At 72.0% G+C, this 20,787-nt stretch carries 18 protein-coding genes and 1 pseudogene; 7 read left to right on the top strand and 12 right to left on the bottom strand.

What is annotated here, in order from left to right; genetic code table 11:
- Positions 1-26: 26 nt before the first annotated feature.
- The 4 genes from GLX30_RS26765 to GLX30_RS26750 all read right to left on the bottom strand — a co-directional run bounded on the left by GLX30_RS26765 (position 27) and on the right by GLX30_RS26750 (position 5,855).
- Positions 27-1,976 (bottom strand): TerD family protein, encoded by a 1,950-nt coding sequence (locus GLX30_RS26765; RefSeq protein WP_159693089.1) that lies wholly within the window; start codon positions 1,974-1,976, stop codon positions 27-29.
- Positions 1,977-2,078: 102 nt separating this feature from the next.
- Positions 2,079-2,657, bottom strand: a complete 579-nt coding sequence (locus GLX30_RS26760; RefSeq protein ID WP_005318943.1) for a TerD family protein — start codon at positions 2,655-2,657, stop codon at positions 2,079-2,081.
- Positions 2,658-2,808: 151 nt separating this feature from the next.
- Positions 2,809-4,929, bottom strand: a complete 2,121-nt coding sequence (gene uvrB, locus GLX30_RS26755; protein ID WP_159693087.1) for an excinuclease ABC subunit UvrB — start codon at positions 4,927-4,929, stop codon at positions 2,809-2,811.
- A 59-nt stretch (positions 4,930-4,988) separates the two neighbouring features.
- On the bottom strand, positions 4,989-5,855 hold the full coding sequence (locus GLX30_RS26750) for an MHYT domain-containing protein (protein ID WP_159693085.1): 867 nt from the start codon (positions 5,853-5,855) through the stop codon (positions 4,989-4,991).
- Positions 5,856-6,207: 352 nt separating this feature from the next.
- Here GLX30_RS26750 and GLX30_RS26745 point away from each other — a divergent pair, with 352 nt between their 5' ends.
- The 3 genes from GLX30_RS26745 (at position 6,208) to GLX30_RS26735 (ending at position 9,001) form a co-directional block, all read left to right on the top strand.
- A complete protein-coding gene (locus GLX30_RS26745; protein WP_244258502.1) occupies positions 6,208-7,029 on the top strand; it encodes a glycerophosphodiester phosphodiesterase family protein in 822 nt (273 codons plus the stop codon).
- Between the two features lie 77 nt (positions 7,030-7,106).
- Positions 7,107-7,637: a methylated-DNA--[protein]-cysteine S-methyltransferase gene (locus GLX30_RS26740; protein ID WP_159693081.1), complete on the top strand. Its 531-nt coding sequence runs from the start codon at positions 7,107-7,109 to the stop codon at positions 7,635-7,637.
- An 89-nt stretch (positions 7,638-7,726) separates the two neighbouring features.
- Complete coding sequence (locus GLX30_RS26735; protein WP_208545602.1) at positions 7,727-9,001, top strand: MFS transporter; 1,275 nt, start codon at positions 7,727-7,729, stop codon at positions 8,999-9,001.
- A gap of 100 nt (positions 9,002-9,101) precedes the next feature.
- Here GLX30_RS26735 and GLX30_RS26730 read toward each other — a convergent pair.
- The 3 genes and pseudogenes from GLX30_RS26730 to GLX30_RS26720 form a co-directional block, all read right to left on the bottom strand.
- Positions 9,102-10,135 (bottom strand): annotated as a pseudogene (locus tag GLX30_RS26730) (hypothetical protein).
- The gene (locus tag GLX30_RS26725; protein WP_159695270.1) at positions 10,132-11,415 is read right to left on the bottom strand and encodes an MFS transporter; all 1,284 of its coding nucleotides are present in this window, start codon (positions 11,413-11,415) and stop codon (positions 10,132-10,134) included. The pseudogene GLX30_RS26730 and the gene GLX30_RS26725 overlap by 4 nt, the downstream one beginning before the upstream one ends.
- A 2-nt stretch (positions 11,416-11,417) precedes the next feature.
- Positions 11,418-12,770, bottom strand: a complete 1,353-nt coding sequence (locus tag GLX30_RS26720) for a discoidin domain-containing protein (protein WP_159693079.1) — start codon at positions 12,768-12,770, stop codon at positions 11,418-11,420.
- A gap of 263 nt (positions 12,771-13,033) precedes the next feature.
- Here GLX30_RS26720 and GLX30_RS26715 point away from each other — a divergent pair, with 263 nt between their 5' ends.
- Positions 13,034-13,945 (top strand): pseudouridine-5'-phosphate glycosidase, encoded by a 912-nt coding sequence (locus GLX30_RS26715; protein WP_159693077.1) that lies wholly within the window; start codon positions 13,034-13,036, stop codon positions 13,943-13,945.
- Positions 13,942-14,823: a PfkB family carbohydrate kinase gene (locus GLX30_RS26710; RefSeq protein WP_159693075.1), complete on the top strand. Its 882-nt coding sequence runs from the start codon at positions 13,942-13,944 to the stop codon at positions 14,821-14,823. The genes GLX30_RS26715 and GLX30_RS26710 overlap by 4 nt, the downstream gene beginning before the upstream one ends.
- A 5-nt stretch (positions 14,824-14,828) precedes the next feature.
- On the opposite strand, the gene GLX30_RS26705 is transcribed toward GLX30_RS26710, so the two are convergent.
- Positions 14,829-15,467 (bottom strand): uridine kinase, encoded by a 639-nt coding sequence (locus GLX30_RS26705; protein ID WP_159693073.1) that lies wholly within the window; start codon positions 15,465-15,467, stop codon positions 14,829-14,831.
- Between the two features lie 38 nt (positions 15,468-15,505).
- Entirely contained in the window at positions 15,506-15,988 is a 483-nt protein-coding gene (locus GLX30_RS26700) for a cupin domain-containing protein (RefSeq protein ID WP_244258290.1), read from the bottom strand.
- A gap of 189 nt (positions 15,989-16,177) precedes the next feature.
- On the opposite strand from GLX30_RS26700, the gene GLX30_RS26695 reads away from it, so the two are divergent.
- Positions 16,178-16,636, top strand: coding sequence for a hypothetical protein (locus GLX30_RS26695; RefSeq protein ID WP_167306872.1), 459 nt, complete (start codon positions 16,178-16,180; stop codon positions 16,634-16,636).
- A gap of 39 nt (positions 16,637-16,675) precedes the next feature.
- Here GLX30_RS26695 and GLX30_RS26690 read toward each other — a convergent pair whose 3' ends face one another.
- Positions 16,676-17,644 (bottom strand): D-2-hydroxyacid dehydrogenase family protein, encoded by a 969-nt coding sequence (locus tag GLX30_RS26690; RefSeq protein ID WP_159693069.1) that lies wholly within the window; start codon positions 17,642-17,644, stop codon positions 16,676-16,678.
- A gap of 35 nt (positions 17,645-17,679) precedes the next feature.
- Between GLX30_RS26690 and GLX30_RS26685 the strand changes: the two genes are divergently transcribed.
- Entirely contained in the window at positions 17,680-18,444 is a 765-nt protein-coding gene (locus GLX30_RS26685; RefSeq protein WP_159693067.1) for a DUF2293 domain-containing protein, read from the top strand.
- Here GLX30_RS26685 and GLX30_RS26680 read toward each other — a convergent pair.
- Positions 18,441-19,184 (bottom strand): chaplin, encoded by a 744-nt coding sequence (locus GLX30_RS26680; RefSeq protein ID WP_159693065.1) that lies wholly within the window; start codon positions 19,182-19,184, stop codon positions 18,441-18,443. The genes GLX30_RS26685 and GLX30_RS26680 overlap by 4 nt on opposite strands.
- Positions 19,185-19,328: 144 nt before the next feature.
- Positions 19,329-20,711, bottom strand: a complete 1,383-nt coding sequence (locus GLX30_RS26675) for an amidohydrolase (RefSeq protein WP_159693063.1) — start codon at positions 20,709-20,711, stop codon at positions 19,329-19,331.
- Positions 20,712-20,787: the final 76 nt, after the last annotated feature.

Genomic DNA, 20,787 nt, shown 5'->3' with positions numbered 1-20,787 from the left:
CTGATGCGGCCCCGCCTGCGGCACGATCAGCGGTTCCAGGACCTCCGGGCCTCCGTCACCCGGGTGAGCACCTGCCGAAGCACGTCACTGCCCTCCGGCACGGCCAGCGGCTCGTACGTCCACGCGTGCCGCACCCACGGGTCGGCCAGGTGGTCGTCGGGGACCGGCGTGACGCGCAGCAGCGAGCGCCACAGCGGATCGAGGACCGGGCCGTAGGCCGTGGCGTCCTCCCGGTCGGCGACCATCATCAGATGGACGCCGACGGCCGGGCCCTCGTCGGCCAGATAGCGCAACTGGGTGACGGCGCGGTCGTCGAAGCCGTGCGGGAAGTCGTTGACGATCAGCAGTTGCTCGCCGGTGTCGAGGCCAGGGGGGAGAGAGTCGGCCGCCCCTGCGCGCACCGCCATCGTCACCAGGTCGACCCGTTCGGTGAGCTTTGCGAGGACGGCGCTCACGCCCTGGGCACCCGCCGCCGGCGGACCGGCGAGGGCCCCGGAGTCGACCAGCGGCGCGAATGAGGCGGCGGCGGAGCCGGCCGGGTCGATCGCGTGGACGGTGAACTCGCCGGGCGGGTACACGGCGAGCAGCCGGGCGGCGAGCGCGACCGCCGAGTCGACGGCGAGCCGGCGCAGCTGTGCCTCGTCCAGCGCCATCGCGGCGTCCGAGCTCGAGCGGCCGCTGTCCACCCACAGGCCGCGCTCCAGCGGCAGCCGCACGAGGCACGGGATCCTCAGCTCGGGGCTCTCCGGCAGATGGAGATCGCCGAGGCGCAGCGCCATCGGGATCTCCATGGGGACGCGGTAGGCGTGCCAGCAGGGGTTGTCCCAGCGGGCGAACGCGGGCGGCAGCGCCGGCTCGACGACCTCGGACTCCGCCGCCAGCTGGGCGAGGTCACGGTCGAGAACCTGACGGGCCTGGTCGGTCAGCTGCTCGCACTTGGCCCGTGCCGCGGCCCTCGCGGCGTCCCCGGTGCTGCCGATGCGGCTGCGGGGGTCGGACAGGACGCTGTCCAGCTCCTTGTCCATCCGGGACTCGGCGAACTCGACGGCGCTGCGGTATGCCGCGACGGCCCGGGCGAGGTCCTCGAACATGCCCCAGACCTGGTTGTAGAGCCGCTCCTCCATGGACCAGCCGCTCGCGTCGCCGGCCACCGGGGCGGGCGGCCGGCCGGGCTCCCCGGGCTGCGCCGCGGGGGCCGGCGGGGGCGGCGCCGACTGCCTGCGCGGATGGGCGTAGTTGATGGGGCCGCCGGGCATCTGCGGGGCGTCGGACGTGGGTGTCTGCGGTGGAGCGGCATCGGCGCCGGTGGGCTGGGGGGCGGTGAGTCCGCCGGTGAGCGTGGCGTCCGCTGGGGACGGCTGGTCCGGGCCGGACGCCGTTCCCGCGGCGTCGGCGGCCGTGTGCAGCCGGGCCGGCTCCGCGCGGTGCGCGCGGGGCGCGGCGGTCTCCTGGATGGCCGCCGCCGTCCGGTCGGCCTGGACCATGCCCTGGTCGGCCAGCAGCTGGGCGAGACCGCCCGCGTATCCCTGGCCCACCGCGCGGACCTTCCACGCACCCTGGCGGCGGTACAGCTCGACGGCGACGAGCGCGGTCTCGGTGTCCAGGCCGGTGATGGTGAAACTGGCCAGCTCGGAGCCGTCCTTGGCCATGACCGCCACGAAGGGCGCGGCGGTGACGCCGAAGCGGTCCGGGCCGCCGGTGCCCACGGGGAGCGCGAGCAGCACGTTGACCTGGTGCACCTCGGCGGGCACCGCGTCCAGGTCGACGGCGAACCGGGGGGACCGCTCGGCGCGCTCCGGCACCTCGACGCCGGGCAGACCGGTGGCGCCGGGGTGGGCCACCCACTCCTCGCGCGCGGCTCCCCGCTCGTCGGAGCAGGTGGCGCAGGCGACGACCGGATGGCCGGCCGACACGCGGATCTCAAGTCGGCTGTCGGGCAAGGGGTGGTTCTGCCCCCGGACCAGCTCGGCCGTCATCGCTCTGTCCCCTCGGTGTGCTGCTGTTGCGGTTGGTACGCGGGCAGCTCCCGGCGGCTGTGCCTCCGGGAGCTGCGGTCCGACTGTGAATGCCGCCGGTTCCTACAGGTGCGGCAGGATCGCCGGCATCAGGTCCTGGAACGTGCGGCCGTTGGCCGGGTTGCCGAGGGCCGTCATCTGCCAGCCGGCGCCGGCGCGGTGCACCTTCGCCATGATCTGCGCGGTGTACTGGCCACCGCCGTCGAGGGTGTACCGGGCCAGCTCCTGGCCGTTGGTCTCGTCGACGATGCGGCAGAAGGCGTTCTGCACCTCCTGGAACGTCTGGCCGGTGAACGAGTTCACCGTGAAGACGATCTGGTCGATATGGACCGGAACCCGCTGCAGGTCGACGAGGATCGCCTCGTCGTCACCGCCGGAACCGGCGCCGCCGACCAGGTTGTCACCGGTGTGCTTGACGGAGCCGTCGTCGCTGACGAGGTGCCGGAAGAAGACCACGTCCACCGGCTGCTTGTCGGCGAACAGCACCGCGGAGGCGTCCAGGTCGACCTCCCGGGTGCGCGAGCCGAACAGACCGCGGCGGGGCGCTGCCTGCCAGCCGAGGCCCATCCGCACCGCCGTGAGGGTGCCCCCGTCACTCTTCTGCAGGCTGATGGCCTGGCCCTTGGTCATGTTGACCGTCACGCGCTGTCCCCTTCTCGCGAATTCCCGCCCATGTGTGCGGTTGTTCAAGCACCCTACGCAGTCGCACCGACAGCGCGGCGCGGTCGCCCGTTTTTGTGTCGGTCTTGCAACACACCAGGTGTGTGCACCCGTCACATCCCGCCCACCGGGCTCAGGCGAGCCCGGCCTCCTTCATCTGGCGCAGTTCCTTCTTCAACTCGCCCACCTCGTCGCGCAGTCGGGCGGCGACCTCGAACTGCAGCTCCGCGGCGGCCGCGCGCATGCGGTCCGTCATCTCCTCGATGATCCCGGCGAGTTCGGCCGCGGGGCGGTCCGTGAGGATGTCGCCCTTGCGACCGGCTCCGGCGCCGAGCGAGGGGACCGGTGCCTTGGCGCCCTTGCCCGCCTTCTCGGCCTTCGCCTGCCGGTAGCCGGTGCCGAGCAGCTCCTCGGTGTCGATCTCCTCGCGCGCGATCGTCGCGACGATGTCGTTGATCTTCTTGCGGAGCGGCTGCGGGTCGATGCCGTTCTCCGTGTTGTAGGCGATCTGCTTCTCGCGGCGGCGGTTGGTCTCCTCGATGGCCTTCTCCATCGCCGGCGTGATCTTGTCCGCGTACATATGGACCTGGCCGGAGACGTTGCGCGCCGCGCGGCCGATGGTCTGGATCAGGGACGTGCCGGAGCGCAGGAAGCCCTCCTTGTCGGCGTCGAGGATGGCGACCAGCGACACCTCCGGCAGGTCGAGACCCTCGCGCAGGAGGTTGATGCCGACCAGGACGTCGTACTCGCCTGAGCGCAGCTCCCGCAGCAGCTCGACACGGCGCAGGGTGTCGACGTCGCTGTGCAGATAGCGGACCTGGATGCCCAGCTCGAGGAAGTAGTCGGTGAGGTCCTCGGCCATTTTCTTGGTGAGTGTGGTGACCAGGACCCGCTCGTCCTTCTCCGTGCGCTCACGGATCTCGTGCACGAGGTCGTCGATCTGGCCCTCGGTGGGCTTGACGACGACCTGCGGGTCGATGAGCCCGGTGGGGCGGATGATCTGCTCCACGAAGCCGTCGCCGCGGGACAGTTCGTAGGTGCCGGGAGTCGCCGACAGGTAGACGGTCTGGCCGATGCGCTCCTTGAACTCCTCCCACTTCAGCGGGCGGTTGTCGAGGGCGGACGGCAGCCTGAAGCCGTGGTCCACGAGAGTGCGCTTGCGGGACGCGTCGCCCTCGTACATCGCGCCGATCTGCGGAACCGTGACGTGCGACTCGTCGATGACGAGCAGGAAGTCCTCAGGGAAGTAGTCGAGGAGGGTGTTCGGCGGGGATCCCTGCTCGCGGTCGTCGAAGTGCATCGAGTAGTTCTCGATGCCGGAGCAGGAGCCGATCTGGCGCATCATCTCGATGTCGTAGGTCGTCCGCATGCGCAGCCGCTGGGACTCCAGCAGCTTGCCCTGCTTGTCGAGCTCGGCGAGGCGCTGCTCCAGCTCCGCCTCGATGCCGTTGACCGCCTTCTCCATACGCTCGGGGCCCGCCACGTAGTGGCTCGCGGGGAACACGTACAGCGACCGGTCCTCACTGAGGATCTCGCCGGTGAGCGGGTGCAGCGTGGACAGCGCCTCGATCTCGTCGCCGAACATCTCGATCCGGACGGCGAGCTCCTCGTAGACCGGGAAGATCTCGATGGTGTCGCCGCGCACCCGGAAGGTGCCGCGCTGGAAGGCCAGGTCGTTGCGCGTGTACTGGATGTCGACGAAGCGGCGCAGCAGCTGGTCGCGGTCGATCTCGTCGCCGAGCTTGAGCTGCACCATCCGGTCCACGTACTCCTGCGGGGTGCCGAGGCCGTAGATGCAGGAGACGGAGGCGACCACGACGACGTCGCGCCGGGTGAGGAGGGAATTGGTCGCGGAGTGCCGCAGCCGCTCGACCTCCTCGTTGATCGAGGAGTCCTTCTCGATGTAGGTGTCCGACTGCGGGACGTACGCCTCGGGCTGGTAGTAGTCGTAGTACGAGACGAAATACTCCACCGCGTTGTTCGGCAGGAGCTCGCGGAACTCGTTCGCCAGCTGGGCGGCCAGGGTCTTGTTCGGGGCCATGACCAGGGTGGGGCGCTGGAGCTTCTCGATCATCCATGCCGTGGTCGCCGACTTGCCCGTGCCCGTCGCGCCGAGCAGGACGACATCCTTCTCACCGGCACGGATGCGTCGCTCCAGCTCGGCGATGGCCGTCGGCTGGTCACCGCTGGGCTGGAAGTGGCTGACGACCTCGAAAGGCGCCACCGTACGTTCGATCTTGGAAACGGGCCGCATGCAACAACCGTACGACCCCCACTGACAGTCGGGGCGTGAACGGCGGCGGACCGGCCACCTCAGTGGCGGTCCGCTCCCCATGGGTCCCGCCCGGGCCCTCGTACCGAGGCCCGGGCGGCGGGCCGCCCGACCCTCGGCGCGGGCAGATCGGGGCGCAGGGCCCTGCCGTCGCCGCGCCCGGGCCGGTCGGGATGACCGGTCACCAGCAGCGGGTCCTTCAGGACCGCGACGGCGGCGATCAACAGGAACACGGCGGGGCCGACGAGCACCGGGGCGAGGAGCTCGGCCGGCGGGTCCCCGACGACCGCGGCGTCCACCGCTTCGTGGACATGGACACTCACGGCGGCCATCCCGATGTAGTGCATTCCGCTCACGGCGAGGCCCATGAGCAGACTGGCCCCCAGGCTGACCATGAAGCCGTGGACGGACACCGCTGCCCAGAGCGCCGCGGTGGCCGCGACGACGGCGACCACGACGGACAGGGCTACCGTGAGGGTGTCGTACTCGATGCGTCCGGGCAGTCGCATACCGTCCATGCCCAGGTAGTGCATGGACGCCACCCCGAGTCCGGTGATCGTCCCGCCGGTGACGAGGGACATCCGGGTCGCGCCGCGATGGCCGACGATGAAGATCCCGATACCCGCCATCACGATGCCCACGGCCAGGCTGGCGAAGGTCGTCGCCTTGTCGTAGCCGATGGGGGCCTCTTCGACGGTGAAGCCCATCATCGCGATGAAATGCATGCTCCAGACGCCCGAGCCGATCGCCGTCGCGCCGAGCGCCAGCCAGCCCGGCCGGAAAGCGCCCTCCCCGCGTACGGACCTCGTGGTGCAGCGCAGTCCCAGTGCTCCTCCGAGGCATGCCATCAGGTAGGCCGCCACCGGGGTGACGAGGCCGTAGCCGAAACCGTCCACCGTGCCCTGCATCCCGTGCACCCTTCGTCCCGTGCGATCCCCGGCGCCCTACGATCCCCGCGATCTTGGATGGAACGTCTGGTTCTGGGCGAGCGTACGGCTCTCGGAACCGCACACGGAAGTGCGGGCAGACGTCTTCACAGAGATTTGTCGACCCGGGCACCGCGTCCGCGCACTCGGAACCACTCCCAAGGCCACCCAGGGGCACACCCGTTCACCTTGTGGCCATACTTCGCCTGTGCCTCGTTGGCCGGGAACTGCCACTCTCGGCCCGTCCGTGATTCGACGACGTGAGGAAGAACCCGTGTACGCACGCCCCGTCGCTGTCCTGGCCGCCACGACCGTGGGACTCACCGCGCTGCTGCTGCCCGGCCCCGCGGCCGGAACCGAACAGTCCGCCGCCGGCCATGACGACGCTCCTCAGGTGATCGCTCACCGCGGCGCGTCCGCCTACGCACCGGAGAACACCCTCGCAGCGGTCGACCTCGCCGACGAGATGGGCTTCACCTGGGTGGAGAACGACGTCCAGCGCACCAAGGACGGTGAGCTCGTGGTCATGCACGACGACTCACTCACGAGGACCACCGATGTGGAGCAGCGCTTCCCCGACCGCGCGCCGTGGAAGGTGAAGGACTTCACCGGCGCGGAGATCGCCACCCTGGACGCGGGCAGCTGGCGCGGCGCCGAATGGGCCGGCGCACGCGTACCGACGCTGAAGCAATACCTCGAGCGCGTGGACGAGAACCGCCAGAAGCTGCTCCTGGAGATCAAGAAGCCGGAGCTCTACCCCGGCATCGAGAAGGACACCCTGCGCGTGCTGGGCCAGGAGGGCTGGCTCGACCGGAGCCATGTGCGGAGCAGGCTCGTCATCCAGAGCTTCGGCGCTGACAGCGTCAGGGCGGTGCACCGGCAGCGCCCCGACATCACGACCGGCTTCCTCGGCACCCCCGCGGTCGCCGACCTGCCCTCGTACGCGGCCTTCACCGACCAGATCAATCCCACGCACACGTCCCTCAGCGCCGAGTACGTCGCCGCCGTGCACGCCCTCAAGGGCGCGCACGGCAAACCGCTGCGGGTCAGCACCTGGACCGTGAACGACGCGGCGGCCGCCACGCGCGTGGCCGGCTTCGGCGTGGACGGGATCATCACCAACAACCCCGACGTCGTGCGGGACGCCATCGGCTGACCGACCCCGACCGGCCACCGCCGTACGGCCGGCCGGCCGGATCACGGTTGTCAGTGGCCCGCCGTACGGTGGTCGGCATGAAGACCTTCGAGTGGGCCGTGATCGGCACGGACATCGGCCCGCTGCTCCTCGCCGCGACGGACGAGGGCCTGGTGAGCGTGGCCTTCCACGCCGGTCCTGCCGTACGGGAGCGGATGCCCGCGCAGCTGTCCGACCGGCTGGGGGCCGCGCCTGTCGAGGACCCGGCGGGCCGGCTCGCCGAGCCGATACGTCAGCTCCATGCCTATTTCGCGGGCACGCTGCGCACGTTCGACCTGCCGCTGGACTGGTCGCTCTCGGCGGGCTTCAACCGGCAGGTGCTGCGGGAACTGCTGGCCGGGGTGGGTTACGGGGCGGTCGTGGGATACGGGGAACTCGCGGCCCGAGTCGGCCAGCCGGGCGCGGCACAGGCGGTGGGAGCGGCGATGGGCTCCAATCCGCTGCCGGTCGTCGTGCCGTGCCACCGGGTGGTCGAGACGGACGGCGGGCTCGGGGGCTTCGGCGGAGGACTGGAGACCAAACGGCAGCTGCTGGCGCTCGAGGGTGTGCTGCCGCAGCCGCTGTTCTGAGGGTGCGCAGGCCTCTGGCTAGGGCTGATTCCCGGATCTGCCCGGCAGGCCCGCCCGGCGTTCCGTTCTGAGACACTGCGTCGGTGACCATGCCGTCCGACGCCCCTGACATACCCGAAGCATCCAGGACCGCCGTGGCGGTGGACGAACTGCCCGCGATACGCAGGCGTATCAACGCCGTGCTGATCGCCGGCCAGATCCTCGGCGGGCTCGGGGTCGCCACCGGTATCGCACTTGCCACGGTGCTCGCCCACGAGGTCAGCGGCACGGAGGCCCTGGCGGGGCTCGCCCCGACCGCCACCGTCGCAGGTACCGCGCTCCTTTCCGTGCCGCTGGCCGCCCTGATGACGGCGCGGGGCCGCCGGCCCGGACTCGTGCTGGCCTACCTCATCGGCGCGCTCGGCGCGGGAGTGGTCGTGGTCGCCGCCGTCCTCGACCACTTCCCGCTCCTGCTGGTCGGGATGGCGGGCTTCGGAGCCGCGTCGTCCGCCAATCTGCAGGCCCGGTTCGCGGCCGCCGACCTCGCGGAGCCCGAGCGGCGCGGCCGGGCCATCTCCACCGTCGTATGGGCCACGACCATCGGCGCGGTGCTCGGACCCAACATCGCCTCACCGGCAGGCCGGAGCATGTCCGGCCTCGGCATCCCGCCGGCCGCCGGGCCGTTCCTCTGGGCGGCCGGGGTGTTCCTCGTCTCCGCCGTCCTCGTACTCGTCCTGCTGCGGCCCGACCCGCTGCTCACGGCACGGGCCATGTCCCCGGCCGACCGCTCCCCGGAGGGCCGGTCGCTGAAAGCGGGGCTGCTCGCCGTGCGCGAGTCCCCCATGGCGCGGCTGGCGCTGGTGACCGTGGCCGTGTCGCACACCGCCATGGTGTCGATCATGTCGATGACGCCGGTCGCACTCGGCCACCACGGGGCCGGCATCGAGCTGATAGGCCTGGTGATCAGCGTCCACATCGCGGGCATGTACGCCTTCTCCCCGGTCATGGGCCGGCTCGCCGACCGCGTCGGACGGCTCGCGGTGATCGGGCTGGCGGCGGGCCTGCTGTGCGCGGCCGCGGTGCTGGCCGGAACCGCCGGCGGCAACCACGGGCAGACAGCGGCAGGGCTGTTCCTGCTCGGCCTCGGCTGGTCGGCGGGACTCGTCTCCGGTTCCACGCTGCTCACCGAGTCCGTCCCGCAGCCCACGAGGGCGGCGGTCCAGGGCCTGTCCGACCTGGCGATGAACACGGCGGCCGGCGTGGGCGGCGCGGCGGCGGGCCTGGTGGTTGCGCAGGCGGGGTACGGGTGGCTGAACGCGGCGGGCGTGGTGCTGTTGCTGCCGATGGCCGGGCTGGCGGTGCGCCGGGCGGTGGCCCCGGCGTAGGGGCGTGGCGGCAGCGCGGGGCGTTTCCCCTGCCTTCCCGTTTCCCCGGCAGGCCGTTGGAGGCCCCCGGAGGGGCTTGAGCTGCGTGCACCACGGCCGATCACCGCACCGGCGTCGGTGACGACGCCCGTGCCACGTGAAGACGGGGTCGGCCCGTGCCGTCCGCGGGGACCGTCCAGACGTCGGTGCCCCGCCCGTCCTCCCGCGGCAGCGCATACGCGATCGTGTCGTCGTCGAGCCACGCCGCCTGGTCGTCGACACCGCGCGTCTCCGCCAAGGGGTGCTCGCGCAGGGTCTTCAGGTCGAGGACGTGGAGTCGCCACGGCCGGCTCCGGTCGCCGCCGCCGGTCTTCTTCTTGAAGGCGATCCGCCGGTTGTCCGGTGACAGTGAGGGGCATTCGACGTTCTCGCGCAGCGCCCGCGCGGACCATGCGCGCAGGTCGCCCTCCACGAGGCGGGTGCGCCCCTTGGACGAGACGGTCGCGTAGAAGCGGTTGTCGTCGCGGGCGAAGGTGACACCCCAGTAGTTGACGTCCGGCGCGTGGTAGCGGCGGCCGTCGACGGTGAGAGGAATCTGTTCCATGTTCTTGATCAGGTAACCGGTGCGCAGGTCGAGGATGGAGGTGCGCGTGGAGAAGGACGAGCCGGCGTACGAGTCCCCCACGGCGAACAGCGTCCAGGCGAGCATGCGTCCGGACGCCGACACCCGGGCCCGGTCGGGAATTCCGGGCAGCGCGATGCGGCGGGTCTCGCGAAGCCGGCGGTCGAGGACGACCGCGTAGGCGCGGGGCGGCACGCCGGGGCGGCGCGAAGACACAGCGCGGTGCCACCCGCCGCGTGGAAGCGGTCGCAGGAGGGGCCGCCTGTCGTGCGGGGGGCGTCCGGTGCCTGTTCCGCCGCGGGCCGGTGCGCTATGCGGCCGCTCCCTTCCTGAGTGCTGCGGAAATACAGCCTGGGGCCGGCCAGTTCGAACGATTCCTCCGCCGCGACGGGACGGTCACCGCGGCCGGACGCGCTCACCGTGTATCCGACGGCGACGCCCGCCAGCACCACTGTGGCGAGCACGAGCGCGCCGATCCGCCGGCGGGAACCGGGCGTGGACGGGAACCGGCGCGTGGACGGGGGCGGCTTCATGGCGACTGCCTTTCCTGTTCCGTGCGGGGCAGAACGGCCCGGGCGAGCACCAGGGCGGTGAGCATCGCGGCCGCGGCGACGGCGAGCGCGGGTCTCGGGCCCCACAGCGTCCACGCGGCGCCGAATCCGGCGGCCGCGATCAGCCGGGCCACCGCCTGGCCGGTCTGGAGCAGCGCCAGGCCGCTCGCCCGCCGGGCTGCGGGCAGCAGGGGTGCGGCGAGCGCCATCAGCACGCCGTCGGTGGTCGCGTAGAAGGCACCGACGAGAACCAGTACGAGGGTGAGGAGAGCCGTGCCGTTGATCGGCGTGAGCAGCAGCAGGTAGGCGGCGAGCAGGGCCCCGTGCCCGGACAGGAACGGGATCCGGCGGCCCACGCGGTCGGCGAGGCGGCCGGCCGGGACGGCGAGCAGCAGATAGACGGCCGCGGCGCCGAGCGGCAGCAGGGGGAACCAGACCACGCCCACGTCCAGCCGGCGCTGCAGCAGCAGGTAGACGAACGCGTCGCCGACGGTCGCCGCGCCGAGCAGCGCCGCGGCGGCGAGTACGCGGCGGAAGGCGGGACTTCGGAGCGGCTCGAACAACGAACGGCGGGCGCGGGAAGGACTCGGGGCCAGGATGGGCGCGGTGGTGGAGGCGGGCGTGGCGAAGTGCCCCGGTACGAACACGATCAGCAGCACCACGCCCAGCAGCCCGATGCAGAAGCTGACGACGAACACCGCGTCGTAGGCGTCCGCGGTCGCCCACAGCAGCCCGAACGCGGCGAGCGGGCCGAACAGCGCTCCCGTCGTGTCCATGGCGCGGTGGACGCCGAAGGCCCGGCCCAGTGTCTCCGGCGGACTGCTGAGTGTGATCATCGCGTCGCGGGGAGCCGTTCTGATGCCCTTGCCGATCCGGTCGGCGGCCAGCGCGGCCGCGATGCCTCCGGTCGCGCCGCCCGCGAGCAGCAGCCCGAGCCGGGAGAAGGCCGAGAGCGCGTAGCCGGCGCCTGCGACGCGCTTGTGCCGGCCGCCCCGGTCGGCGGCGTGGCCGCCGACGAGCCGTACCAGTGCGGTCACTCCGTTGAAAAGGCCGTCGAGGAAACCGAACTGGAGGGGGGACAGACCCAGTCCGAGGACGAGGTAGAGCGGCAGCACGGCGGTGACCATCTCGGAGGAGATGTCGGTGACGAGGCTGACCGCTCCGAGCGCGATCACGGTGCCGGGGACCCGCCGCCGCGCCGCCCCGGGCACTGATCCCGGTGCGGGCGGCGTGTCAGGCCGGCCGGTGGTGGCCAGATACATCGTCAGTGGCACGTGTAGGTGGGGCTGGTGTCCTTGACGGAGCCGTCGGTGCCCACGTAGCTCCAGCGGTACGTCGTGTCGGTGAAGTCCAGCTTCAGCACGCCGTACGGGCCGCTGATGCGCTTCTGGCTGTTTGGCTGGATCTCCTCGATCGCGTAGGGCTCGGCGCCGCCCATGCCGCCGACGATCTGGACGATGCCGTCCGCGGTGGCCCGGCCGGCCGGGTCCTGCGGCGCGAAGCGCTCGTAGTGGTGGTCGTGGCCGCCGAGGACGAGATCCGCCTCGGCCCGGTAGAGGATGTCCCAGACAGGCCTGCCGACGGGATCGTTGCCGTGTCCGCCGGAGCTGAAGAGCGGATGGTGCCAGTAGGCGGCGATGCACTTCTTGCTGTTGCGGGCGAGGTCGTCCTTGAGCCAGCTGATCTGGGACGCGTCGTCGAAGGTGTTGGAGTCGAGGGCGATGAAGTGCCAATTGCCCTCGTCGTAGCTGTAGTAAGGCTCGCCCTGCGGGTAGGCGACGGCGCCGAAGTACTGCTTGTAGCCCACGAACTCGCCCGCCGGGTCGTACGACTCGTGGTTGCCGGGCACCGGCCGGGTCTTCGACTTGAAGGCGCCCCAGGTCTTGTCGTAGTAGTTGCGGAAGTCCGAGAGACGGGCGTCGTCGTACTGGTTGTCGCCCATCGTCAGATAGAACTTCGGGTTGATCTGCTGGGCCCTGGCGGCGGTCTTCGGGTGGGCGCAGGAGCTCGAGGACGCGGTGCACCGGGCGGCGATGTCGCCCGCCGCGACGACGGTGAACGCGCCGGTCGGCGGTTCGGCGCCGCCGACCGTGCCGTAGACGTCGACCTCCCAGAGCGAGTAGCCGTACTGGGTGCCGCGTGCGGTGCCGTGGACGCGCAGGTAGCGGCCCTTGCCGGCAAGGCCGGTGAACTCGTCCGTACCTCCGTCACCCGCGGTCTCGGCGGCGACGGGGGTCCAGGCGGTGCCGTCGACGGACATCTCGACGCGGTACTGACGGGCGTAGGCGACCTCCCAGGCGAGCGTGACACGGGAGACGGTGGCGGCGGCGCCGAGGTCGACGCTGATCCACTGGGGGTCCTGTCCCTCGGCGGAGGCCCAGCGGGTGCCTGTGTTGCCGTCGAAGGCGTTGGAGGCGGCGAAGCCGGAGCCTTCGAGGGACGAGGCGGTGGCGGTCCTGCCGCGTGAGATCAGGGGGTCCGCGGCGGTGGCGCCGCCGGTCCCGGCGGCATCGGCCTGGCCGGGGCGGGCGACGAGGACGGCGGCGATCATCAACAGTACGGCGGAGAGGGCGAGTACCGCGGTCCGGCGTGGTGGGGTGGAGGTGGTCAGGCGCATACCTGGCTCCCTGGACGGGGGCGGCGAGAGCTGGACTCCTTGCGACGCGCCGCGCCCGGGCAGGACTCGGCGTACGGCGGCCGGGTCAGAGCTCTCGCTGAGCGCGTCACGCCCACGTGGTCGGGCGCCGCGCCGAGCCGCTGCCGGGATGGTGGCAAGCGGCCATGCCCGTGTCAATGGTCGTCAGTAAACTTTCCTTCCAATCATCAGGTTTCCCGTCCACCTGATGTTTGCGCCCCGCTCCCCCGCGCCAGGGATGGGACATGCCGAAGACCGCAGCCATGGTGTCCGAAGAGGTAAGGGAAGCCCTCGATACCGGAGTGCCCGTCGTGGCCCTGGAGTCGACGATCATCGCGCACGGACTGCCGCGTCCCCGCAATCTCGCCGTCGCGACGGAACTCGAGGCCCTCGTCCGCTCGGGCGGCGCCGTCCCGGCGACCATCGCCGTGCTCGACGGCAGAGCCCGTGTCGGACTCACCAAGGCCGAGTTGGAACGGGTCGCGGGCGACCTCGGGATGCGCAAGCTCGGCCACCGCGATCTCGCTCCCGCCGTAGCCACGGGCGCGAGCGGCGCCACGACCGTCTCCGCCACGGCCTTCCTCGCCGGCCTGGCCGGCGTCCGGGTCTTCGCCACCGGTGGCCTGGGCGGCGTGCACCGGGGCTGGACCGAGACCCAGGACGAGTCGGCGGACCTCCGGCTGCTCGCCCAGGTGGGCATCACGGTGGTCTGCGCGGGCGTGAAGTCGATCCTGGACGTCCCGGCCACCCTGCAGCGGCTGGAGACCCTGGGGGTGACCGTGATCGGCTACGGGACCGGTCACTTCCCCGGCTTCTATCTGGCCTCCTCCGGAGAACCGGTCGACTGGACCGTCGACTCCCCTGAGGAGGTCGCCGCCGTGATGCGCGCCAAGGACGTCCTCGCCGAGCCGCACTCCTCACTGATCGTGGCCAACCCCGTACCGGTGGAGGAGCAGTTGGACCCGGCCCTGCACGACCAGGTGCTGGCGCGGGCGCTCGACGAGGCGCGTGAAGAGGGCGTCACCGGGCAGGCCGTCACGCCGTTCCTTCTCGAGCGGCTCATGCGGTACACGGACGGCGCGTCGCTCGAGGCCAACCTGGCGGCCGTGCGCGGCAACGTGCGGCTCGCGGCACGGATCGCAGCGGCGTACGCATGACGGGGCTCCTCGTCGTGGGCGATGTCGTCACCGACGTCGTGGCCCGGCACAGCACGCCGCTCGCACATGGCACGGACACCGCGGCCACGATCCGCATCCTGCCCGGCGGCGCCGGCTCGAACGTGGCGTGCTGGGCGGCGTACCGGGGCTGCCGCGATGTACGGCTGCTCGCCCGTGCGGGCGTCGCCGACCTGGAGTGGCACGCGGCACGGCTACGTACGGCGGGCGTGCGGCCGCTGCTCGTGCCCGACGACGAGGTGCCGACCGCGACGGTCGTCGCGCTCGTCGACCGCACCGCGGAGCGGACGTTCCTCACCGACAGCGGCGCCGTGCTGCGGCTGTGCCCGGCCGACTGGACCCCCGATCTGCTCGAAGGGGTCGGCCACCTGCATCTGTCCGGCTACCTGCTGTTCTCCGGCACCAGCCGTGCGACGGCGCTCGCGGCGATGAGCGCGGCACGGAAGGAAGGCGTCACGGTGAGCGTCGATCCGGCCTCCGCCGGGTTCATACGCGAACGCGGCGTCGAGCGACTGCTGTCCGACCTCGACGGCGTGGACGTCCTGCTGCCGAACACGGACGAGGCGCGGCTGCTGACCGGTCTGGCCGACCCCGCCGACGCCGCCGTGAAACTCAGCCGGTCGGTCCCGCTGACCGTGGTGACGCTGGGAGCCGGTGGCGCGCTGGTCGCCGAGGCCGGCACGGTCACCGCCCGCCTCCCGTCCCCTGCCGCCCGGGTCCTGGACACCACCGGCGCCGGTGACGCCTTCACGGGGGCGTTTCTCGCCGCACGGCTGGCGGGTGCCGATGCCCGTACGGCCGCGGAGGAGGGCTGCCGGGCCGGTGCGGAGGCCGTCGCGCTGTTCGGCGGCCGCCCCTGAGCCGGTCAGCCGGCGGCCGACCACGCCGGATGCCGTGGATCGTCCGCCCGTACGAGGATGTCCGCCGCGTCACCGGGCCCGACTTCTTCCTCGTACCGGGCGTACGCCGGGAGCGTCCAGCGTTCGCCTTCGTCCGTCCGGCGTTCCAGAGCGGGCGGAGACAGCATCAGATGCACGGTCAGGTCGAACGGGAACCAGTGCCCGAGAAGAAACGGCCCGTGCAGCAACAGCACCCCGCCGGGAGGCAGTTCGACGTGCATGCTGCGGGTGGCCCGGTCCGTCAGCGGGTCCCACAGATCGGGCAGGACCCGTCCGCTGCCGCCTGCTTCCAGCGGACCGAAGACCTCGCGCCACAGCGCGCCCGTGTCGAACCAGCCGTTGTAGTAGCTGTCGGGTTCCTCGCGCCCGTATTCGTAACGGAGCGACGCCGGCCGCAGGAACCCGCCCGTGCCCACCACGACGACCCCCCGCCCCCGCACCCTCAGCGCATCGCCGGCGAGCTCCGCGAGCTCGCCGGGCCGTGACGCGGGGGCACCGTCCACAGCGACGCGCAGCCACGGGCTGCCGTCGGCGGCCCTCGTTCTCAGGACACGCTCGGCGAGGTTCTCGGCCAGCCGCTCCCAGGTGATCGGTTCGAGTCGCACTCACCCATCCTCACCGACGGGCCCGGCACGGCGGCCGACTATCCGGCCGCGCAGTCCGGCGCGTCCTCGTCCACGGACAGCGGGCTGCCGGCGGGCAGGAAGTACGTCACGTACAGCACGACCGGTTCGGTGCCGAGATTGCGTCCGAGGTGGCGGTGGCGGGCGCCCGCCGGTTCCAGGATCGCGCCGCCGGGGCCGGTGACCTCGAGGGAGCAGTCGTCCAGGCTGCGGGTCAGCGTGCCCGACCGGACGACGGCGAGGACCTGGCCGGGGTGATGGTGCCACCCCGTCGTGCCGCCGGGGGCGATGGTGAGGGTGCGGACGACCACGTCCGTCCGCCCCTTGGCCGTGATCCGCAGCGAGTCGTCGGACGTGCCCTGGGCCAGGACCGTGCCCGTGACCCCGCTGCCCGGGGTCGCGTTCGCGGCGGACGGGACGCCCGCCAAGGCCGCCAGGCAGCTCGTCAGCACCAGCGCCTTACGCACGTCGAACCGCTTGCCCATCACCGTGAAGCCACGCATGGCCGGTCCCCTCCGAGTCCTCGCTCCGGCAAACGCCTCAAGCTATCAGCGGTTACCGGAAGTAGTGCGTCGCTGGGGACTTGACGCATCTCTCCACTGCGGTGATCTGATTCGCTCGTGCCCGGAGCCGGCGGACAGACCGGCGCTGAGCCGCACCCTCGAACGACATATCAAGTCCGGGAGCACCACATGTGGACAGCGCTCATCGCGGTCATCGGCACCTTGCTCGGGTCGGTGGCGACCCACTTCTTCCAGCGTCAGACCGCGGAACGCACAGCGGTCCTGGCACGGGCGGAGCAGCTGCGCCAGGAGCGGATCTCCGCGTACAGCGCCTTCGCGGGCGCGCTCGTCGACTACCGCCGCGGCCAGACCGACCGCTGGCACCGGGCACTGGAGTCGCCGGGCAGCACCGTCGCCGAAGAGGCCCGCATCGACTCGTACCGGCTGCGTTCGAGCGCTCATCAGGCCTTGATCCGGGTCCAGTTGGTGTGTGACGACCCGCAGGCCCTGGCGCTGGCGGCGTCGGCGTTCGAGCTCACCAACTGTCTGCACGAGGCACCCGACGAATCGGACCGCTCGCTCCGGTCCGAGCAGGCGCGGGAGACGCTGTCGGAGTTCATCGGTGCGGCGGCGCCGAGCGTGCGCTAGGGACTCGCCCTGATCCGGCCCCGAAAAGGACGGAAGCCGTCAGGAGGGCGCCGCCAGGGTACGGACGGGACTGCCCGCGAGGTAGGCGGCGATGTCCTCGACCGCCTCCCCGAAGTACCCCTCGTAGTTGCGGCGGGTGACGTAGCCGAGGTGAGGCAGACCGAGGAAGTTCGGGGCAGTGCGCAGCGGATGGCCGGCGGGCAGCGGTTCCTCGTCGAAGACGTCGGCGCCCGCCCCGGCGATCCAGCCCTCGCGCAGGGCCGGCACCAGCGCCTGCTGATCGACGATCGCGGCCCGTGAGGTGTTGACGAGGTAGGCGGTCCGCCGCATCCGCTTCAGCTCCCCGGCGCCGATCAGTCCCCGGGTGCGCTCGCCGAGTTGCAGGTGCACCGAGACGAAGTCGCCGGCCTCGAGCAGCTCCCCGAGCGACCCGGCACGCCGGACGCCGTGTTCGGCGGCGTGCTCCTCGGTGAGGTTCCTGCTCCATGCCAGGACGTCCATGCCGAAGGCCCGGCCGACGGCGGCCACCTTCGCACCGATCTTCCCGAGGCCGACGAGCGCGAGCGTACGGCCGTGCAGGTCCGCTCCGACCGTGGACTGCCACGGGCCCCCGTCGCGCAGGGCGCCGCTCTCCGGGACCACATGGCGCGCCAGTCCGAGGATGAGCGCCCACGTCAGTTCGGTGGGCGGCTCCGAATTGCTGGCGGTGCCGCACACGGTCACGCCGTTGCGGGCCGCGGCTTCGAGGTCGATCGACGCGTTGCGCATGCCCGAGGTGATCAGGAGCCGCAGACGTGGCAGCCGGTCGAGAAGGGACGCGGGGAAGGGTGTCCGCTCCCGCATCACGACCAGGATCTCGCAGTCGCCGACCGCCGCGGCCACTTCCTCCTCCGAGCCGAAGTGCTCTTGGAATGAGCGCACTTCGACACTGCCCTCGAGTGATGACCAGTCGGCCATGGACAGCGCGACATCCTGATAGTCGTCGAGTACGGCACAGTTGAGCGTCATGGGATCGGAGCGTATCCGCCGGGTACCAACGGGACATGGACCTGGTGGTGATCCAGCCGCTCAAGGGCAGGCACTGCGCCGAGTGCCGCAGGGGCCCGCTGCCGATGCATCTTGTCGAGTCCGGCGTGCCGTTCTGTCTCGACTGCGCCGATCTCGGCCACCTCGTGTACCTGCCCCGGGGTGACGCCGCGCTGACCCGGCGGGCGAGGGAGGCGAGTGCCCTGTGGGCGGTGGTGGTCCGGCGCAACCGCCGCCGTGGCCGCTATGAGCGCCAGGGGCTGCTCGTCGAGGAGCGCGCACTCGCCCGAGCGGAATCGGCGTGCCTCGCCGACGCCGAGGTCCGGCTGCGCCGCCGTGAGCGGGACGCGGCCCGCCGGGCCGCCGCGGACGTCCGCCTCGCCGCCGAACTGGCCGCGCGGATACGGCAGCTGTTCCCAGGCTGCCCCGAGGAGCGCGCCGCCGGGATCGCGGCCCACGCCTCCGCCCGGGGCAGTGGGCGGGTGGGGCGCACGGCGGCGGGCCGCTCCCTGGAGGAGGGAGCCGTCACGGCCGCGGTGCGCGCGTCCGTGCGGCACCTCGACACGGCTTACGACGCCCTGTTGATGGCGGGGGTGGCCCGCAATGAGGCGCGCGCCCGGTTGGCCGGGGAGATCGATGCCGTGCTGGCGTCCTGGAGACGGCACCCGCACGAGGCCGGGACGGCCCAGGACGCCGGGGGGCCTCTCAGGACCGTGTCCCAGGAGCCGGAACCAGGGCTGCTGGGACCGGCGTCCGGGCCCGGCGCTCCGGGGACGCCCTAGGACCCCTGGGAAGGGCGGAACCGGCGGTACAGCACAAGGCCGCCGAGGATCATCGTCGCGCCGGCGGGCACCGCGAACGCCAGTTCGTCGGAACCGGTGTGGGCGAGCGACGACCCGGCGGGCTGCGGGGCGGGCGCCGGCGCCTCGGGCGCGGCCGGCTGCTCGGACTCCGTGGCCTTCGGCGGGGTGGTCGGCTTCTCCTCGGCCGGCGGCTCGGAGGAGTCGTTCACCGAGGTGTTGCCGGTGGCGGGGTTGCCGATGCCGACGACGTTCACGGAGTTGCCGCTCACATTGACCGGCAGGTCCACAGGGAGCTGCACGCCGTTGCCGGACAGGACGCCGGGCGAGCCCGCCGTCTCGCCGTCCGCGTGGGCGCCGCCGCCGTTGTGGGCGCCAGAACCGTCGCCCTGCGAGCCGCTCTCGCTGCCGTTCTCGCCGCCGTTGCCGCCGTTGCCGCCGTTGCCGCCCTTGCCGTCCTTGCCGCTGTGCTCGCCGTGCGACTCGTTGACGCAGGAGTTCCCCGCCGCCGGGTTGAGCAGTCCGACGACGTTTACCGTGTTGCCGCACACATTCACTGGGACGTGCACGGGAAGCTGGACCCCGTTGCCGGAGAGCACACCGGGCGATCCGGCGGCGGTGCCGTGCGCACCCGCGTCCGCCTGGGCGTAGCCGGTGGCCATGGCCAGTGCGCCGCCCGTGAGCATCACGGTCGCCAGGCCCTTTCGGTGAACCTGCCTCATGGTTGCCTGCCTTCAGAAGAGAAACCCGCGGGACACTCGCCCGCACCGGAATTAACGCCGTGCGGCCACATCGGTTCTGCTGAACGAGGCATTCACCCCATCGGGTGTGCGAAGTTTCGACGGGCTCGCCACCTTCCGGCCGTGCTAACCGTCGTACTCCTGGATGCGCCGGCCCTGTCGCCGCCGCGTCAACGCGGGCAGCTCACGGGCCAGTTCGGCGGCGATGGCGGGCACGTCGAGGGTGAGCAGACGGCGGTCGCGCATCAGCACCCTGCCGTCCACGATCGTCGTGCGTACGTCCGAGGAGCGCGCGCTGTGCACCAGGGTCGCGGCGTGGTCGTGCAGGGGCAGGGTGTGCGGTCCGGTGAGGTCCACCAGGATCAGGTCCGCCCGTCTGCCCGGGGCAAGCGCCCCGATGCGGTCGTCGAGTCCCAGCGCCCGGGCGCTCTGTGCGGTGGCATGGTCGAGCGCCTGTCGTGCGGTCAGCCAGGCCGGGTCGCGCTCCGTCGACTTCTGTACGAGCGCGGTGAGCGTCATGGACTCCCACACGTCGAGAGTGTTGTTGGAGGCGGCGCCGTCCGTCGCCAGCCCGACCGGCAGGCCGATCGACGCGAGCGCCCGGATCGGGGTCGTGTCCCAGCCGAATTTGAGGTAGCCGCGCGGTGCGGTGGCCACCGCGATCCGGCCCGTGGCGCGCCGCAGCACCGACAGGTCCCCGTCCGTGATCCCGGTGCCGTGCGCGATGAGCAGATCGGTCTCCAGCAGCCCGGTCCGCTCGAGCACTTCGACGGGTGTGAGCCCGTGCCGTTCGACGCTGTGGTCGGTCTGCGCCCTGTTCTCGGCCGCGTGAAGGTGGACCATGAGGCCGTGCTCGCGGGCGAGCCGGGCGGTGGCGGCGAGGTCCTCGTCATCCACTGTGTACGGGGCGTGCGGCGCGAGGGACGTGGTGATCCGGCCGTCCGCCGCACCGGCCGCGCGAAGGGCGAAGTCGAGGGAACGCTCGCGTCCTTCCGCGCCCTGGCTGGAGAAGTAGCCCCAACCCAGGTTCGCCCGCATGCCGCTCCGGGTGACCGCCGCGGCGACCCGGTCCATGGCGAAGTAGTGGTCGGCGAAGGTGGTGACGCCGCCGCTGATCATCTCCGCGCAGGCCAGCAGGGCGCCCAGTTCGACGACCGACTCCGTGAGGTTGGACTCGATGGGCCAGATCCAGTCGTTGAACCACTCCTCCACCGGCAGGTCCTCCGCGATGCCGCGCAGGGCGACCATCGGCGAGTGGGTGTGGCAGTTGATCAGCCCGGGCATGGCCACCTGGCCCTTGCCGTCGATGCGTTCCGCGGCAGGGAGGGCCGCGACGGCCGCGGCCGTGGTCACGGCGTCGATGACGCCGTCGCGGACCACGACCGCCGCGTCGTCGACGAAGTCGATCCGGCCGCCGCCGTCGTCACCCTCGTCGTGCACCAGCACGGTGCAGCCCGCGATCACGAGATCCGCTGCGGGCGGACGATCCGCACGCTCCGCTGAAGTCATCCCGGTGCTCCTCCGTCGATGTCCAGGGTCGGTCCGTCCCCGTCCTACCCGACTTCTCCGCCCGACTCCCCGGCGC

This window comes from Streptomyces sp. Tu 2975, from assembly GCF_009832925.1.
Lineage (GTDB): Bacteria > Actinomycetota > Actinomycetes > Streptomycetales > Streptomycetaceae > Streptomyces.
The sequence above is the reverse complement of the archived record's forward strand: the minus strand, read 5'-3'. Positions and strand labels throughout refer to the sequence as shown.

Bases quoted from the DNA above. Each gene is read 5' to 3' on its own strand.
- GLX30_RS26765 (WP_159693089.1), bottom strand. From the start codon at position 1,976: ATGACGGCCGAGCTGGTCCGGGGGCAGAACCACCCCTTGCCCGACAGC.
- uvrB (WP_159693087.1), bottom strand. From the start codon at position 4,929: ATGCGGCCCGTTTCCAAGATCGAACGTACGGTGGCGCCTTTCGAGGTC.
- GLX30_RS26750 (WP_159693085.1), bottom strand. From the start codon at position 5,855: ATGCAGGGCACGGTGGACGGTTTCGGCTACGGCCTCGTCACCCCGGTG.
- GLX30_RS26740 (WP_159693081.1), top strand. From the start codon at position 7,107: ATGAAGACCTTCGAGTGGGCCGTGATCGGCACGGACATCGGCCCGCTG.
- GLX30_RS26735 (WP_208545602.1), top strand. From the start codon at position 7,727: ATGCCGTCCGACGCCCCTGACATACCCGAAGCATCCAGGACCGCCGTG.
- GLX30_RS26725 (WP_159695270.1), bottom strand. From the start codon at position 11,415: ATGTATCTGGCCACCACCGGCCGGCCTGACACGCCGCCCGCACCGGGA.
- GLX30_RS26720 (WP_159693079.1), bottom strand. From the start codon at position 12,770: ATGCGCCTGACCACCTCCACCCCACCACGCCGGACCGCGGTACTCGCC.
- GLX30_RS26715 (WP_159693077.1), top strand. From the start codon at position 13,034: ATGCCGAAGACCGCAGCCATGGTGTCCGAAGAGGTAAGGGAAGCCCTC.
- GLX30_RS26710 (WP_159693075.1), top strand. From the start codon at position 13,942: ATGACGGGGCTCCTCGTCGTGGGCGATGTCGTCACCGACGTCGTGGCC.
- GLX30_RS26700 (WP_244258290.1), bottom strand. From the start codon at position 15,988: ATGCGTGGCTTCACGGTGATGGGCAAGCGGTTCGACGTGCGTAAGGCG.
- GLX30_RS26695 (WP_167306872.1), top strand. From the start codon at position 16,178: ATGTGGACAGCGCTCATCGCGGTCATCGGCACCTTGCTCGGGTCGGTG.
- GLX30_RS26690 (WP_159693069.1), bottom strand. From the start codon at position 17,644: ATGACGCTCAACTGTGCCGTACTCGACGACTATCAGGATGTCGCGCTG.
- GLX30_RS26685 (WP_159693067.1), top strand. From the start codon at position 17,680: ATGGACCTGGTGGTGATCCAGCCGCTCAAGGGCAGGCACTGCGCCGAG.
- GLX30_RS26680 (WP_159693065.1), bottom strand. From the start codon at position 19,184: ATGAGGCAGGTTCACCGAAAGGGCCTGGCGACCGTGATGCTCACGGGC.
- GLX30_RS26675 (WP_159693063.1), bottom strand. From the start codon at position 20,711: ATGACTTCAGCGGAGCGTGCGGATCGTCCGCCCGCAGCGGATCTCGTG.